This window comes from Methylobacterium sp. M6A4_1b (assembly GCF_053345175.1).
In genome coordinates, this window is record NZ_JBKEZQ010000013.1 from 54,179 (window position 1) to 69,601 (window position 15,423).

General features: G+C 69.6%; 10 protein-coding genes. 4 read left to right on the plus strand and 6 right to left on the minus strand.

Features of this window, described 5'->3' with window-relative positions:
* Positions 1-20: 20 nt before the first annotated feature.
* The 4 genes from ACLBWX_RS14310 to ACLBWX_RS14325 form a co-directional block, all read right to left on the minus strand.
* Entirely contained in the window at positions 21-818 is a 798-nt protein-coding gene (locus ACLBWX_RS14310) for a heme ABC transporter permease (RefSeq protein WP_447677706.1), read from the minus strand.
* A gap of 87 nt (positions 819-905) precedes the next feature.
* Positions 906-3,203 (minus strand): PAS domain-containing protein, encoded by a 2,298-nt coding sequence (locus ACLBWX_RS14315; protein WP_447677707.1) that lies wholly within the window; start codon positions 3,201-3,203, stop codon positions 906-908.
* A 40-nt stretch (positions 3,204-3,243) separates the two neighbouring features.
* The gene (locus ACLBWX_RS14320; RefSeq protein ID WP_447677768.1) at positions 3,244-4,053 is read right to left on the minus strand and encodes a Crp/Fnr family transcriptional regulator; all 810 of its coding nucleotides are present in this window, start codon (positions 4,051-4,053) and stop codon (positions 3,244-3,246) included.
* 194 nt (positions 4,054-4,247) lie between these two features.
* A complete protein-coding gene (locus ACLBWX_RS14325) occupies positions 4,248-4,499 on the minus strand; it encodes a hypothetical protein (RefSeq protein WP_056220000.1) in 252 nt (83 codons plus the stop codon).
* Between the two features lie 224 nt (positions 4,500-4,723).
* On the opposite strand from ACLBWX_RS14325, the gene ACLBWX_RS14330 reads away from it, so the two are divergent.
* The 3 genes from ACLBWX_RS14330 (at position 4,724) to ACLBWX_RS14340 (ending at position 8,867) form a co-directional block, all read left to right on the plus strand.
* Positions 4,724-4,939: a hypothetical protein gene (locus tag ACLBWX_RS14330; protein WP_056469719.1), complete on the plus strand. Its 216-nt coding sequence runs from the start codon at positions 4,724-4,726 to the stop codon at positions 4,937-4,939.
* Between the two features lie 726 nt (positions 4,940-5,665).
* On the plus strand, positions 5,666-7,858 hold the full coding sequence (locus ACLBWX_RS14335; RefSeq protein ID WP_447677708.1) for a TonB-dependent siderophore receptor: 2,193 nt from the start codon (positions 5,666-5,668) through the stop codon (positions 7,856-7,858).
* Positions 7,859-7,979: 121 nt separating this feature from the next.
* Entirely contained in the window at positions 7,980-8,867 is an 888-nt protein-coding gene (locus ACLBWX_RS14340) for an alpha/beta hydrolase (RefSeq protein ID WP_447677709.1), read from the plus strand.
* 312 nt (positions 8,868-9,179) lie between these two features.
* Here the strand turns inward: ACLBWX_RS14340 and ACLBWX_RS14345 are convergent, their stop codons facing one another.
* Together ACLBWX_RS14345 and ACLBWX_RS14350 are read right to left on the minus strand one after the other, a co-directional pair.
* Positions 9,180-10,250 carry a hypothetical protein gene (locus ACLBWX_RS14345; protein ID WP_447677710.1) on the minus strand — a complete coding sequence of 357 codons (1,071 nt, stop codon included), beginning with the start codon at positions 10,248-10,250 and terminating at the stop codon, positions 9,180-9,182.
* A gap of 165 nt (positions 10,251-10,415) precedes the next feature.
* Entirely contained in the window at positions 10,416-13,523 is a 3,108-nt protein-coding gene (locus ACLBWX_RS14350) for a penicillin-binding protein 1A (protein ID WP_447677711.1), read from the minus strand.
* 216 nt (positions 13,524-13,739) lie between these two features.
* Between ACLBWX_RS14350 and ACLBWX_RS14355 the strand changes: the two genes are divergently transcribed.
* On the plus strand, positions 13,740-15,407 hold the full coding sequence (locus ACLBWX_RS14355; RefSeq protein ID WP_447677712.1) for an alpha-amylase family protein: 1,668 nt from the start codon (positions 13,740-13,742) through the stop codon (positions 15,405-15,407).
* The last annotated feature ends 16 nt before the right edge of the window (positions 15,408-15,423 follow it).

The following is a 15,423-nucleotide window of genomic DNA, read 5'->3' on the forward strand; positions in this document are numbered from 1 at the left end:
GGCGTACATCGACGCGAGGCTCACAGTCCCTCGACGACCCGACCGATCGGCGCATGGCCTACCGGCAGGTCCCGGCCGGGTACCGGGCCGGCATCCAGGCGCTCGGCCTCACGAAGGGTCAGCGCACGGACGCGGCGACGCAGGATTTCCGTGCGCATGGCATAGAGATGCTGTGTGACGCCGAGAAGGGTGAAGGCGAGGATCATCTCCAGCAGTGGATAGAGCATGCTCGGATCGATGGACGACCCACCCATCCGCATGATCGAGGCGGGCTGATGCAGGGTCGACCACCAGTTCACCGAGAACTTGATGATCGGCAGGTTCACCGCGCCGACCAGAGTGAGGATGGCGATGGCGCGTGCGGCCCGGTTCGGGTCCTCGATCGTCCGCCACAGGGCTATGATCCCGCAATAGATCAGGAACAGCACGAGCATCGACGTCAAGCGCGCGTCCCAGACCCAGTAGGTCCCCCACATGGGCTTACCCCACAGCGACCCGGTCACGAGGCAGATCAGCGTGAAGGCCGCTCCGATCGGAGCAGCGGCACGCTGGGCGACGTCCGCCAAGGGGTGACGCCAGACCAGCGTTCCGACGGCGGAAATCGCCATGGCGCCGTAGAAGAAGACGCCGAGCCAGGCCGCCGGCACGTGGATGTACATGATCCGCACGGTCTCACCCTGCTGGTAGTCGGGTGGCACGACGAACCAAGTGAGATACAGGCCGATGACGAGCAGCAACCCCGACAGTCCGGCGAGCCAGGGCATCGCGGGCTGAGTCCAGCGCAGGAAGTGGCCGGGATGGGCAAGGCGTGTCCACATGGTCCCGCCCTCTAGCCCAAGGTGCGGTGCAGCGGCAATGCGTGGGTTACGCGCAGGACGCGCGATGTCGGTCACGTTCTCAGGCGCTCACCCACCAGCCTGGAAGCCCTCGAGCGGGGCCACCACGCGGCAGACGAGGCCGCCCGGGAGGTATTCGAGGCTGATGGCGCCGCCGACGGCACCGACGAGGCCGCGCTCGATCAGCCGCGAGCCGAACCCCTTGTGCGTCGGCTGCGTGACGCGGGGCCCATCCGTCTCCGACCAGGTGAGCCGTACCGTGGTGCCGGCGGCGCCATCGTCGAGGCTCCAGGCCAGGATGACGCGGCCATCCGGAACCGAGAGGGCGCCGTACTTGGCCGCGTTGGTTGCCAACTCGTGCAGCATGAGCGCGAGAGCCAAGGCCGCCTTCGATCCGAGAAGGACAGGCGGCCCCGAGACATGGAAGCGGCCGGGCTGGCGATCGTCATGGATCGAGAGAGCACCGCGCATCACCGCCTCCATGTCGGCGCTCTCGTGCACGCCATCGAGCAGGATGTCGTGCGCCTTGCCCAAGGCGATGAGGCGGGCGGCGAGGGCTTCCTTGGCCGCCTCGATATCGGTGACGCTGCGCAGGGTCTGCGAGGCGATGGCCTGGACCATGGCGAGGGTGTTCTTCAGGCGATGGCTCAGCTCCCGGTTGAGGGTGCGCTGCTGCTCGTCCGCCTCGATCCGGGTGAGGCCGCCCCAGGCACGATCGGCCACCTCTCGCGCGAAGGCGATCTCGCCGGCACTCCAGTCGCGGGGCTCCTGGTCGAGAACGTACAGGATGCCGACCAGCCGTCCCCAGCGCAGGACCGGGACCTTGATGACCGCCCGCATCCCGAGCCGAGCATAGCCCTCCGGATCGTCGACGCGCTCGGGGGTCGCCGCCACGTCGGCGACGCTGATGACGTCACCGCGCCCCAATCGGTCGACGCTCGCGGCCAGCGTCGAGCGGGACGCGGTCGGCAGACCGAGGACGGTACTCGGATCCGCGACGCCCTCGGCGGTCCAGTCGGGATTGAGCGAGGCGATCTGGCCACCGGGATCGACCTGGGCGTAGCCGGCGCGGGCGACGGCGAGGGTCCGGCCCAGGCTTTCGGCCGTCGTCGCCACCACGTCTGCATGGGTGTGCAGGTCGCGGAGGCGATCGCCGAGGGCGATCAGGGCCTCGCGGCGGGCATCGGCGCGCTTCTCCTCGGTGATGTCCTCGATCATCGCCGTGGCGTGGACGTCGCCCCCCAGGCGCTGCGAGACGAGATTGACCCGCGCCCAGATGATGCGCCCGTCCATCCGGCGGTACCGCTTCTCCAGGCGGAGTTGCAGGGTTTCCCCGTTGGCGAGGCGCGCGTGCAGGGCGGCCCGGGCGTCGTCGTCCTCCGGCGGTGTCCAGCGGGCGAGCGAGTGCCCGAGGATCTCGGATTCCGGCGCCCCCCAGATCTCGCAGAGCTTGGCGTTGACCGCGAAGGCGCGGACGGTGCGCGGATCGAACTGGACGATGCCGACATTGGCGCCCTGGAACACCGCACGGAATTGGGCGCCGACCCGGTTGCGCTCGGTGAGGTCGAGCATCGCGGCGATCACCCGCAGGGCAGTACCGTCCGGATCGCGGACCAGGGTTCCCCGGTCGAGGACGTCGGCGTAGCTGCCGTCGGCGCGCAGGAAGCGGTACTCGTGGCTCCAGGTCTCGCCGTCGCCCGCGATGGCGCTGCGCAGGCTGGCCTCGACGCCGGACCGGTCGCCGGGATGGATTTGGGCGAGCCACCAGGCGCAGGTCGGCGCGACCGCGTCCGGCACCCAGCCATAGGCGGCCAGGTCGGCGTTCCACCGAATGGTGTCGGTGGCGAGGTCCCAGCCGCGGATGGCGTCGCGGGTGGGGCGGACGGTCGGCTCGGCCGTCCTCGTCTCGGTGACGTCCCGCATCGTGCCGACGAGGCGGGCCGGTCGCGCGTGGTCGACCACGCGGCGCGCGCGGGCCAGTATCCAACGGGGTCGTGTCGAGGTCACGCCCCGGAACGTGCAGTCCAGTGTCCCGGCGCCCGCCGGATCGAGGGCGGCGCCGACAGCCGCGTCCACGACGGCGCGATCCTCGGGGTGGAGGGCGGCCAGGAAACTGCCGGCATAGCCGACGGGTCCGTCCCGGGCGAGGCCGAGCAGGGTCCGGAGGCGGGCGTCGGCGCGGAGGGTCCCGGCGGCGGGGTCGTAGGCGAAGAGACCGAGGCCGGTCGAGTCCGCGGCAAGGCGCAGGAGCGCCGCCGCCTCGGCGGGCTCGAAGGCAGGGTCGACGGCGGCCGTTCCGTCCGCGTCGGCCGGGGACGGGACGGTCGAGGCCGGGCCGGGCTGCTGGTCTGCGGCGCGCTTCGTCATCGGGGGCGGGCGGGGGATCGGATCGTCGCGAGGGAGAGGGTCAGGCCGGTTCGGACGTCGCGAGTTCGCGCGACGCCTCGGTCTCCCGCCGGTCGGGCGGCGGCTCCACCGCCAGGAGGGCGCCGCCGGGATCGTAGACCGCGCCGAGCACCGTGGCGTAGTGGTTCCGGACGACGCCGTGGCACTCGCAGGCAGCCATCTCCACCAGCGCCCGGCTGCGGACGGTGATGCGGCCGCGCCCGACCTCGATCAGGCCCTGCTGCTGCAGGGCGCGCAGGATGCGCGTGAGATAGGTCCGCTGCACTCCGAGCATGGCGGCGAGCAACTCCTGGGTCACGGGCAGGACGTCGGTGCCGATGCGGTCCTGCAGGGTCAGGAGCCAGCGCAGGCAGCGCGACTCGATCGGGTGCAGGGCGTTGCAGGCCACCGATTGCAGGACCTGGGCGAGGAGGCAGTCGGCGTAGCGGGTGAACAGGTTGCGCAGGGCCGGGGAGTGCCGCTTGGCCTCCTGGAGGCGGAGCGCGTCCATGCGCAGGATCGGGCCGCCGATTTGGACGACGGCGTTGGAGGAGGCGGGCAGGAAGCCGCTGCTGACCACGCCGCCGACGGCGCCCTCCCGTCCCACCGTGGCGACCTCGGCGCTGCGGCCGTCGCGCATGGCGACGATGAGCGTGACCACCGTCTGCCGGCAGGGGAAGGCGATGGCGGTGACGTCGCTGCCGGCCTGGAACAGCGATTCGCCGCGCTCCCGCGGCAGGGGGTCGAGATGGGGTTCGAGCAGGGCGCGATCCTCGGGCCGGAGGCCGTCGAGGAGCAGATTGCCCGTGAGTCGATCGGAGGCCGGGCCCATGCAACGCGCTGTGTTCACCGTCTGTCTCTTCGGCCTCTAGCGCGGAGGCGACGCATCCGTCTGTCTACAAGTAGACTTTTGCTGAGACAATCTTGTCGTTTTGATGGGAACTCCGTCGGAATGTTCGACGAACGCCGTGAAATCCGGCCCCGAGCGGCGTCGGCCGATGAAGGAGCGGGGTCCCGCGCCGAACCTCAGCGGGCCTGTCCCGCCTCGTCGCCTTCGCCGATACAGTCGAGAGCTCGCTCCACGGCGGTCACCGCGTCCAGGAGGTTCTGGACCGTCCGCTCGACCTCGCGGGCCGGGCGTCCCATGGCGGCGGCCCGGGCGCTCACGAGCTCCAGCTGCTCCAGGAGCGCGAAGAGATCGTCGGCGACGGCCACCACGTCGGTGACGACGACCGGCGGAGCGGCGGGGCGGCGGAGGAAGGGGACGACGTTGCTCATCGGCACTATGTCTCGCGTGTTCGCGGGCAAAGCGCCAGCCTGGGAGCCCCCGGATTCCACATCTTCACCCCCGAACCGCCGCTTCCTTGCCGAGGTGGTGAGCATTTTCGTGGCACGGCGACATCAGTGCGGCAGGAACCGGAGACGATTCGTTAGCCTTTCGCTTGACGGGCGAGGGGGCCGGGCAGCACCACGGTCGCTGCTCTCGTCACAGGAAAACACCGATGCGCCTCGCTTCCCTCGCCCTCGCCGCCGCCCTCCTCGGCGGGCTCTGCGCCTGCAACAGCGACAGCCCGAGCGGGCGCAGCGGCATCTCGGATGCCTTCGACACCAGCAACTACCGTCAGTCCAGCGACACCAACGGCACCCAGACCCGCCGCGACGTCAACCGCCAGTACACCCAGCCCTCGATTCCTTCGATCGCCTTCCGCGGCAACTGAGGGGATGGCGGTTTCCCCCGGCGCGCCTTTTCCCCCCTCGTGGGGAGGGGGCATGGCGGTCGCGCCGCCCTCAGCGCGAGGCCCGCAGCGACGGGGCCCGACTCCGTCCAGCCGGGGCGATCGCCGGAACGGCTTCGGTCCCACCCCGTCATCCCGGGGCCGCGAAGCGGAGCCCGGGATCCAGACGCGCAGGTGGCGCAAGGCTTTGCACAGTCGGCGGCTCTGGATTCCGGGCTCGCCTACGGCGCCCCGGAATGACAATGTGGTGCCGTCGGCGATCGTACGGCCTGGACGACAGGCGCGTTCTTCCCCCCCTGGTGGGGAGAGGTTAGGCGGCGGGGTAGTTGGGTGACCCTCAGGCCGAGGAGGCCGGGGTCAGAACCCGATCCGCTCGAGCCTGCGAAGAGCTGCTGTGTGTGGGGAGCGGCCCCTGATCCTTCGCTCTGAAGCAGACGTTCCGCCATCGACCCGACTTCAGCGCTACAATCAGTCATTCCACTGCCATGAAGCAGCGTCTCAAGATTGATTGAACCGCCCAAGAAAGACAATCATGATAGGCTTATGTAAGATCTCACTATTCGCCGTTATGTGGAGCTAGATTAGAACGACTTCAGATTTGAAGCGCTCTAAGTGTGTGATAAATAACACGATTTCAACTTGCCACGTAAGTCGTATCTCGCAATGAGTACGATACTGCGCCGTTCGAGGCGCCTGCCAGCGTGCCCCATGCCCAATCGCTCTTCCCTCCGCGCTCTGCTGCTCGCCACGACGGCTCTCACCGGGGCCGCGACGGCTCAGGAACGAAGCGTTCGGCTCGACCAGCTCTCCGTCGAAGGGGCCTCCCCTGGGCCGGCGGCAGGTAGCGGAGCGAATCTTAGCGGTGGTGATGGGGGGACGGCGGCGACCAGCGGCGGCGGCGGCGGCCCTTCCGGGATCACCGGCTACACCGCCCGGGTCAGCCCCACGGCAACCAAAACCAACACGCCCCTGCTCGAAACCCCGCAATCGGTCACCGTGCTCACCCGCGAGGCGCTCAACGATCGCAACGTCCAGACCCTCAACGAGGCCATCGGCTATGTGGCCGGCGTCTCTTCGAACGTCTTCGGCTTCGATCCGCGCTTCGACTCGTTCTTCGTCCGCGGGTTCAGCCTGACCTACGACGGCATCTACCGGGACGGCCTGCGCCAGATCGCGTCGGGCCTGACGGTGCCGCGCATCGAGCCCTACGGCATCGAGGCGGCGACGATCCTGCGCGGACCGGCGTCCGGACTCTACGGGCTCGGCTCGCCCGGCGGCATCCTCGATGTCACCACGAAGCGGCCGGTCTTCGTGCCCTTCGGCGAGGTTCAGCTGCAGGTCGGCAACTTCGACCGCTACCAGGGCAATTTCGACATCGGCGGTCCGGTCGAGGGCACGGGCGGCACGCTCGCGTACCGCGTCACCGGCATCAAGCGACAGTCAGACACCTTCATCCCCGGGGGCTCGGACGACCGGAGCTACATCGCGCCGTCCTTCACCTGGAAGCCGTCCGCCGACACCACCTTCACGTTCCTGAGCGAGTATCAGGAAACCAAGCTTCCGGGCTCGACGACGTTCTTCAACCAGAACCTGCGCCCGACCCGGATTTACTCGGGCGATCCGGCCTTCAACGACTTCCGGCAGAAGCAGGGACGCGTCGGCTACGCGTTCGAGCACCGCTTCGACGCGGATCTGGTCTTCCGGCAGAACTTCCGCTTCTACGACATCAGCAACGATTATCGCTACGCGTCGATCGCCGCTCTCAGCCCCGACGGCACGAGCGCCAGCCGGTCGACCGGATACTCGCGGCAGTTCCTCAGCCAGATCACGCTCGACAACCAGATCGAGGCGCACATCACCACGGGACCGGTCGCGCATACGCTGGTGGCGGGTCTCGACTACGCGCATTCGGACTTCAATTATCGCTTCGGCTTCGGCGCGGCCCCCGATCTCAACCTCGTCACGCGCAATTACGGCCAGCAGCCGATCCTCGCGCCGCTGTTGGGTCCACGTACCGCGCAGAGCCAGGATCAGGTCGGCCTATACCTGCAGGAGCAGGCCAAGTTCGACCGCTTCGTGCTGACTCTGACCGGGCGCTACGACTGGGTGTCACAGACCACGACCGCGGCTCCCGCTGCCGCGACCCAGCAGAACGACCAAGCCTTCACGGGCCGCGTCGGTCTCAATTATCTCCTGGCGCCCGGGCTGGTCCCCTATGCCAGCTACGCCACCACCTTCGCGCCGCAGCCGGGCGTCGATGCCGCCGGGCGTGCCTTCAGACCGGCGACGGGGGACCAGATCGAGGCCGGCGTCAAATACCTGATCCCCGGCACGAACATCCAGGCAGGGTTCGCCGGCTTCGATATCGTTCAGAGCAGCGTCCTGCGCACGGATCCGAACAACGTCGCCTTCCAAGTGGCGACCGGCGCCGTAGAGTCCCGCGGCTTCGAGATGGAGGCCATCGCCAACTTCGCGCCGGGCACCAACCTCACCCTCGCCTACACGCACCTCAACCTGCGCTATCTGAGCCAGACCTCGTTCGCGGGCCAGTCCCTGGACGGCAACGCCCTTTCCGGCATTCCCGGGGACACGTTCACCGGCTTCCTGAGCTACCTGTTCCCGTCGAGTTCGGCCCTGCGCGGCTTGACCGTCGGCGGCGGCATCCGCTTCAACGCCAACAGCTTCGCAAACGACGAGAACACGGTCCGGAACCCGACGGTGACGCTGTTCGACGCGTTGATCGCCTACGATTTCGCCGCCATCGACCCGGCCTACAAGGGCTTCCGCGCTCAGGTGAACGCGAACAACATCTTCGACCGCGATTACTTCACCTGTCAGGCGGGCTTCTGCTATCGCGGCGCGCCAGCAACGGTCATCGGCAGCCTGATCTACCGATGGTAGACGGCGGACCCAGCACCGGGGCACCCATCTCCGCATCCGTTGGGTCGATCGCGAGCTGTGTCCGATGAGGGCACTTCTCTCGCGGCGCGGCCTGGCGGCTCTTCCAGGCGCCGCTTGGCTGATGCTCAAGCCGAGCTTGGCCGGTGCGGCTTCAGACGAGCCGGCTCGGCTCACCGGCGCCGTCGCCTTCGATCTTGGCGGCAACGGCAAGCAGATGCCGTGGCGGATCACGCTCTACGTTCCGCCCGGCGCGGTGCCCGCGGACGGTTGGCCGGTGCTGTATCTGCTGGACGGCAACGCGGTGACGGCCACGGCGATCGATATCGAACGCGTACAGGCGCCCTATCCTGACGCTACGGGTATCGCGACGCGCTTTGTCGTCGTCGGCATCGGCTATCCGGGGGACGAGCCTTATGATGGCTCGCGTCGGTCCTGGGACTACACGCCGCCGCCGGGACGGTCCTACCCACCGTCGAAGCTCGGCGGTCCTCCGGTCCAGACGGGCGGCGCCGACGCGTTCCTACGCTTCGTCTTGGACGACCTCCAGCCTGCGATCGCACGGCGCTGCAAGGTCGATCCATCGCGGCGGGCGGTGTTCGGCCACTCGTTCGGTGGGCTGTTCGTCCTCTACGCCCTCGCTCGGGCGCCCGCGGCCTTCTCGCACTGGATCGCCGCCAGCCCGTCCATCTACTGGGAAGACGCCGTGGTGCTCGGAAGCATCGCCGACTTGAAGAGGGCCGGCCCAAACGGCGCGCGCGTGCTTCTGCTGGCAGGCGCCTACGAGGAAGCGCTCGCCCCGTTCCAACGGGACGCTCCGGACCAGGAGGCCCGCCGCGCCCGCCTCGCATCGACGCGCACCGTTGAACTGACCCGTGCGATGACGGAGCGGTTGAGCCGGATCTCGGGCGTGACGAGCACCTTCCGCCTCATCGACGGCCGAACTCACATGACCCTCCTGCCCGAAGCCCTGAACGAGGCGGTCGCCTTCTTCATGCAACGATCGGGATAGCCTCGCGACGGCGGTCGAAGGCTTCAGCACACGGCTCGGATCGTTCGTTGAGGCACACGACAGAGTTGCTGACGGCCGCTGCTCCTCGCGAACGTCCGAAGTCACGAATTTACGTCCTGTGCGCAGTGCATCACTAACCCAGTCGTAGAGCTCTGCCTCATTGAATGCTCCGAAGCGGACGTTCCCAGCTTCGGCAAAGCGTCGGGTGCAGACCCTCGCAGGGCCAAGCGAGTCGGGTTTCAACCCGAGCGGAGCCACCCCACCGTCAACGCCACCCCACAAGGGGGAGGGGGGAGCTCCATCCCCCCATCCTCAGTTCTTGGCCAGCGCGTCCGCGAAGGCGATCATGCGGTTGCGGGCGTAGGTCGGCAGGCCGGCGCTGATCGAGGTGCCGGTGTTGAAGGACGAGTTGCCCATCAGCACCTGGGCCGGCAGCAGGTTCTTGAGCACCGGAACGCGGGCGTATTCCTGCTTGCGGTCGAGGACGTCGCCCTTGATCGCCAGCGCCATGTAGGTGGTCACCACGGTCTTGCCCGGGTCGCCCGGCATGGGCTGGAACACCGCCAGGAACTTGCCGAAGCGCAGGATCTGGTTGACCCAGAAGATCGTCTGCTCCAGCCCGCCGGTCACCGGCGTGTCGACCTTGGTGAGGTTGCCCAGGGCCGCGATCTCCGCCGGGGGCAGGGTGCGCAGCTCGCTCTGGAACGAGACGAACTCGGCGATCTTCTTCGTCGCCCCGTCCTCGAGGCGGTTGGCGAGCTTGACGCCCAGCGGCAGCTTGCCCTCGAGGTCGTAGCGCGACTCGATGCAGGTGGTGCCGACCTCGCACCAGGGCCGGTCCGGCCGCTTGGCGAAGGCGGCGGCCGGGTCCTTGTTCGGGGTCGCGTCGGCGGGGTTGAGCGCCTTGTGCTTGATCACCGGGTCCATCTTCGCGACGAAGCCGAGGGTGGCGTAGGACGCCAGGTCGATGCTCTCCGGGGCCTTCGCCACCACGAAGCGCCCCTGCGCCACGTAGACCTTGAGGGTCTCGTGCCGGCGCTTGGCGACCCCGTTGAGGGTCTGCACGTAGTCGGGTTCGGCGTAGTCCGGGTGCGGCGCCAGCACCGCGCGCTCGCCGGGGCGCAGCTTGCCCCAGTCGAGATAGGGCACGAGGCCGTTCTCGGGCTTGGCCGGATCGTCACGATGGTCGGTGAACAGGATGGTGCCGGGCTTCAGGCTCGCCAGACCCGCCGCCTCGATGGCGGGGACATCCTTGATCCGCTCCGAGACCACCGGGGCGGCGGGCGGCTGGAGCTTGATGCCCTCCTGGGCGCGCGCCGGACGCAGGGCGCCGCCCGTCAGGGCGAGCGCGAGGAGAAGGGTCGCCGGAAGTTGCCTGTGCACGTCGGGGCCTCGGAGGTCGGGAGAGGGGGGTCGGGAGCGGCGCCCGGGTCGAAGCGCCCTCATGCGGACTCCGGTCGATCCCATCGGGATGGCGGAGTTCGGTAATCCGCGAGCGCCGCGCGGGCTTGCCGAGACGGCGCCCATTTCGATCGCGCGGCCGTCGTATCAGAAGCGCGGCTCGTCGCCGAACAGGTAGTCGGGATCGCGGCGGCGCTGGCGCGGCCGGACCTCCTCCTCGTCGCCGAAGGGCGAGCGCTGCGTGCCCGGCCAGGGCTGGTAGGTCTCGGACTGCGCCCGGCGATTGCGCCGCTCGCCGAACGGATCGAGGACATCGGAATCGGGCTGCGCCCGGCGCCGATCGGAATCGGGCTGCGCCCGACGCGGGTCGTAATCGGGCTGCGCCCGACGCGGGTCGTAATCGGGCTGCGCCCGTCTTGCACCGTCGAGGTCGCCGAACAGGCCGCCCGCCACGTCGGGGGCGTCGTCCGCGGCGCCGAGGTCGCCGTCCTCGGGATCGGGCCGCATGGCGGTCCGGGTCTCGCGCGGCAGCAGCTTGTACTGGGTGTCGGCCATGCGGCCGTCCTTGATCCGGAAATGCTCCTGGAAGCCGCCGCCCTCCACGCGCTCGCCGCTGCGCGGGTCGATGGCGGCATCGGCGAGGTACGGGCGCGCCTCCGGGGAGGGGGGTGCGAGGGAGGTGCGCGGGACGCCGTTGGCCCAGGCCGCCTGGAGGATGGTGCCCGCGATGGGCACCGCGAGATGGCCGCCGGTCTGCCCGCGCCCGAGGGTCCGGCGGGTGCCGTCGGCATTGTCGTAGCCGACCCAGACCACGATGGTGATCTCGTTGGTGAAGCCCGCGAACCAGGCGTCGTTCTCGTTCTCGGAGGTGCCGGTCTTGCCGGCGATGGCGGACGAGAACCGGCTGAGCGCCGCGGCGGTGCCGTGGTTGGTCACCCCCTGCAGCATGGTCTTCAACTGGTAGAACGCCACCCGGTCGGCCGACCCGATGCGGGCCGGCGCCCGCGCCTCGCGGGTATAGAGGGTCTTGCCGTCGCGCTCGACGGATTCCAGGGCGTAGGGCGCCGGACGGGCGCCCTCGTTGGCCACCGCCGCGTAGAACGCCGCGAGGTCCACCATCCGCACCGGCTGGGCGCCGAGCACGAAGGGGTAGTAGCGCTCGCACTCGGCGTAGATCTGGGCCTCCAGGGCGAGGTCGCAGACCTTCTGGAGGCTGGCCGGCGCCTTGTCGGCGATGCCGCCCTGGAGCAGGCGGGCGGTGACGAGGTTCTTCGAGAATTCGAGGCCCCGGCGCAGGGTCGTGGCCCCGGCCCCGGAGCCCTCGTAGTTCTTCGGCGACCAGGAATCGCCGACCCCGCCGATGGGCGGCAGGGTGATGGCGGAATCCATCACCAGGGTGTTGGGCTGCAGGCCGGCATTGAGCGCGGCGAGGTAGGTGAGGGGCTTCAGGGTCGAGCCCGGCTGGCGCACCGTCTGGGTGACGCGGTTGAGCTGGCTCACCGGATAGGAGAAGCCGCCCGCCATGGCGAGGATGCGCCCGGTCCGGTTCTCCAGCACCAGGGCGGCGCCCTGGACGGCCGGGCGGACCCGCAGGTCGGCGCGCGGCACCTTCGCCCCGGGATCGCGCAGCTTCACCCGCACCACGTCGTAGGGCTGGAGCTTTCCGCGCGCGGGGCCGGGCTCCAGGCTGGCGGTGCGGCCGTCGGCGAGGCCGACCTTCGCGGCGCCGCCGCGCCCGGCCTCGAGGACCACGGCCAGCGGCCAGTGCACGTCGTAGAGCACGGGCCGAGCGGTCTCCAGCGCCCGCTGCCAGGCCGGCTTCGGGCGCTCGACCTTGGGCGCGGCCTTCTCGGCCTCGGCGGCCGCCTTGCGCTCGGCCCGGGTCTTGGGGGGCGGAACGGGCTTGACCGGATCGCCCGTGAGGAGGGGCACGCCCAGCGGCGAGGCCTCGGCCGCGGGCACCGCCGCCGCGAGCTTGCGCACCGCGTCCGCGAGGTTGAGCTCCGGCCCCTCGTAGCGGGCGCGGCCGGTGGAACGCTCGTAGGTGGAGAGCCCCTCCTGCAGGGCCGTTTCGGTGGCGGTCTGCAGGCCCGCATTGAGGGTGGAGCGTACCACGTGGCTCGCGGCGGTCAGCGACTCGACGCCCGCGAAGGTGCGCACCTCGCGGGCGAGGTGGTCGACGAAGTAGAAGCCGGAATCGCGCCGGGCCGCCTCGATCGGCTTGAGGCCGAGGGGCGCGTTGGCCGCCTCGCCGAGCTGCGCCTCGGTGATGAGGCCCTCTTCCTTCATGCGCGCGAGCACGTAGGCCCGGCGCTCGCGCGCCCGGTCGGGATACTTGTCGGGGCTGTAGAAGTTCGGCCCCTTGGGCATGCCGGCGAGCAGCGCGGCCTCCGGCACGGTGAGCTGGCCCACCGATTTGCCGAAATAGCTGCGCGCGGCCATCTCGATGCCGTAGGCGCCGCGGCCGAGATAGATGCCGTTGAGGTAGAGTTCGAGGATGCCGGGCTTCGACAGGATGTGCTCCAGGCGGGAGGCCACGATCATCTCGCGGATCTTGCGCTCGTAGGTGACGTCGTCGCCGACCGAGAGGTTCTTGACCACCTGCTGGGTGATGGTGGAGCCGCCGGCCGGGCGGCCCGGCGAGGCGAGGTTGCCGATGAAAGCCCGGATCACGCCGCGCTCGTCGATGCCCTTGTGGGTCTCGAAGCGCTTGTCCTCGGCCGCCACGAAGGCCTTCTGCACCATCACCGGCACCTCGGCGATGGGCACGCTGAGGCGCCGGCCATTGGCCTCGAAGGCCTCGGCGTAGCGCTTGCCCGCGCCGTCGAGGATGAGGCTGGCGCCGGGGAGGTTGCGCTCCTTCAGAGCCTCGGCGGAGGGCAGGTCGGCCACCGCCTTGTTGTAGAAGGCGATGACCTCGGCCGCGTCGAAGGGCGAGTCCTTCGGGTTCTCGCCCTTGCAGAACTGGCGGTAGCTGACGTTCAGCTCGCCGATGTCGAGGCCGTGCAGGATCTTCGGGGCGCTGGCGCCCGCCACCGCGCTCGGGTCCTCCATGGCCGTGGAGATCAGCTCGTCGAGGTTGATGTCCTCGATGTCGAAGGCCTTGCGCATGTGGGCGCAGCCGTCGCGCAGGATCTGCACCACCTGGCCCTTGTCGGCCACGGGATCGAACTGCGTCTTCACCGCATCCGGCCGCGTCGTGACCTGACTGAGCGTCAGCGCGGTGGCGAACAGCTTGATCAGGATGATGTTCATGCGGGCCGGGATACCGGAGGTTGGGCGTGGCGCGGTCGGGGCCGCACGGTCATAGCCGAGACCGCGCGCCGGAGCGTGGCAGATGCGCTGCACAAGGCGGCTGATTTAAGGACGGCGGGGCCGCGCTCGCGGCCTCCCGCCCCCGGCGCCGCGCACGGCAACGCTGGCCCGGGGATCCGCGTTGGATCCCGGGCGCCCGCCCGCGGGGACGACGGCATGATCAAGGACCTCTGGTACAAGAACGCCGTCGTCTACTGCCTGTCGGTGCGGACCTTCCTCGACGGCAACGGCGACGGCATCGGCGACTTCGCCGGGCTGGAGCGCCGGCTCGACTACCTGCAGGGCATCGGCATCACGGCGATCTGGCTGATGCCGTTCCAGCCCTCGCCGAAGCGCGACGGCGGCTACGACATCGCCGACTATTACGGCGTCGACCCGGATTACGGCTCGCTCGGCGACTTCGTCGCCTTCACCCACGCGGCCAAGCAGCGGGGCCTGCGCGTCCTCATCGACCTCGTGGTCAACCACACCTCGGACCAGCATCCCTGGTTCCAGTCCGCCCGCTCGGACCCCGACTCACCCTACCGGGACTGGTACGTCTGGTCGAAGACCCGCCCGCCGCACGCCGACGAGGGCATGGTCTTCCCCGGCGTCCAGACCACGACCTGGACCCGGGACGCCAAGGCGGGGGCCTACTACTTCCACCGCTTCATGCCGTTCCAGCCGGACCTCAACACCGCCCACCCGGCGGTGCGGGCCGAGATCCAGAAGATCATGGGCTTCTGGATCCAGCTCGGCGTCTCGGGCTTCCGCATGGACGCGGTGCCCTTCGTCATCGCCAAGAAGGGGCCGGACGTCACGGGCGAGCCCGACGAGCAGTTCGACATGCTGCGCGACTTCCGCGAGTTCCTGCAGTGGCGCCAGGGCGACGCCATCATCCTGGGCGAGGCCAACATCCTGCCCAGGAAGGACCTGGACTATTTCGGCGCCGACGCCGACCGGCTCCACATGCTGTTCAACTTCCAGGTCAACCAGGCCCTGTTCTACGGGCTCGCCGCCGGCGACGGACGCCCGCTGGCCAAGGCGATGCGCAAGACCTGGAACCGGCCGGATTCGGCCCAGTGGGCGGTGTTCCTGCGCAACCACGACGAGCTCGACCTCGGACGCCTCACCGAGGCCCAGCGCCAGGCGGTGTTCTCCGCCTTCGGACCCGAGAAGGGGATGCAGCTCTACGACCGCGGCATCCGGCGCCGCCTCGCCCCGATGCTCGGGGGCGACCAGCAGCGCATCGAACTCGCCTATTCCCTGATGTTCACCCTGCCGGGCACGCCGGTGCTGCGCTACGGCGACGAGATCGGGATGGGCGACGACCTCTCGCTCAAGGAGCGCGACTGCGCCCGCACGCCGATGCAGTGGAGCGCCGAGGCCCAGGGCGGCTTCACCAAGAGCGAGACCCCGACCCTGCCGGTGATCGGCAGCGGCGCCTACGGCTTCGACCACGTCAACGTGGCCAGCCAGCGCCACGACCGCGGCTCGCTCCTGAACTGGATGGAGAGCATCATCCGCACCCGCAAGGAGGTGCCGGAGATCGGCTGGGGCGACTTCGCGGTGATCGAGACGGCCTCGCCGGCGATCCTGGCGATCCGCTACGACTGGGAGGGTAATTCCGTGCTCTGCGTGCACAACCTCGCGGGCACGCCGATGGAGATCGAACTCTCGGCCGGGGTCGAGGGACCGGAGGGCCGGATCCTCGTCGACCTCCTCACCGGCCGCCGCTGCGAGGCCGACGACGCGGGCCGCCACTGCCTGATGATGGAACGCTACGGCTACCACTGGTTCCGCGTCGGCGGCCTCGACGCGCCGCTGAAGCGGCGGGTGGGGTGAGGGGGCCGCTCCACCC

Coding starts and splice junctions, on each gene's coding strand:
- ACLBWX_RS14315 (WP_447677707.1), bottom strand. CDS start 3,203: ATGACGAAGCGCGCCGCAGACCAGCAGCCCGGCCCGGCCTCGACCGTC.
- ACLBWX_RS14330 (WP_056469719.1), top strand. CDS start 4,724: ATGCGCCTCGCTTCCCTCGCCCTCGCCGCCGCCCTCCTCGGCGGGCTC.
- ACLBWX_RS14325 (WP_056220000.1), bottom strand. CDS start 4,499: ATGAGCAACGTCGTCCCCTTCCTCCGCCGCCCCGCCGCTCCGCCGGTC.
- ACLBWX_RS14340 (WP_447677709.1), top strand. CDS start 7,980: ATGCTCAAGCCGAGCTTGGCCGGTGCGGCTTCAGACGAGCCGGCTCGG.
- ACLBWX_RS14320 (WP_447677768.1), bottom strand. CDS start 4,053: ATGGGCCCGGCCTCCGATCGACTCACGGGCAATCTGCTCCTCGACGGC.
- ACLBWX_RS14310 (WP_447677706.1), bottom strand. CDS start 818: ATGTGGACACGCCTTGCCCATCCCGGCCACTTCCTGCGCTGGACTCAG.
- ACLBWX_RS14350 (WP_447677711.1), bottom strand. CDS start 13,523: ATGAACATCATCCTGATCAAGCTGTTCGCCACCGCGCTGACGCTCAGT.
- ACLBWX_RS14335 (WP_447677708.1), top strand. CDS start 5,666: ATGCCCAATCGCTCTTCCCTCCGCGCTCTGCTGCTCGCCACGACGGCT.
- ACLBWX_RS14355 (WP_447677712.1), top strand. CDS start 13,740: ATGATCAAGGACCTCTGGTACAAGAACGCCGTCGTCTACTGCCTGTCG.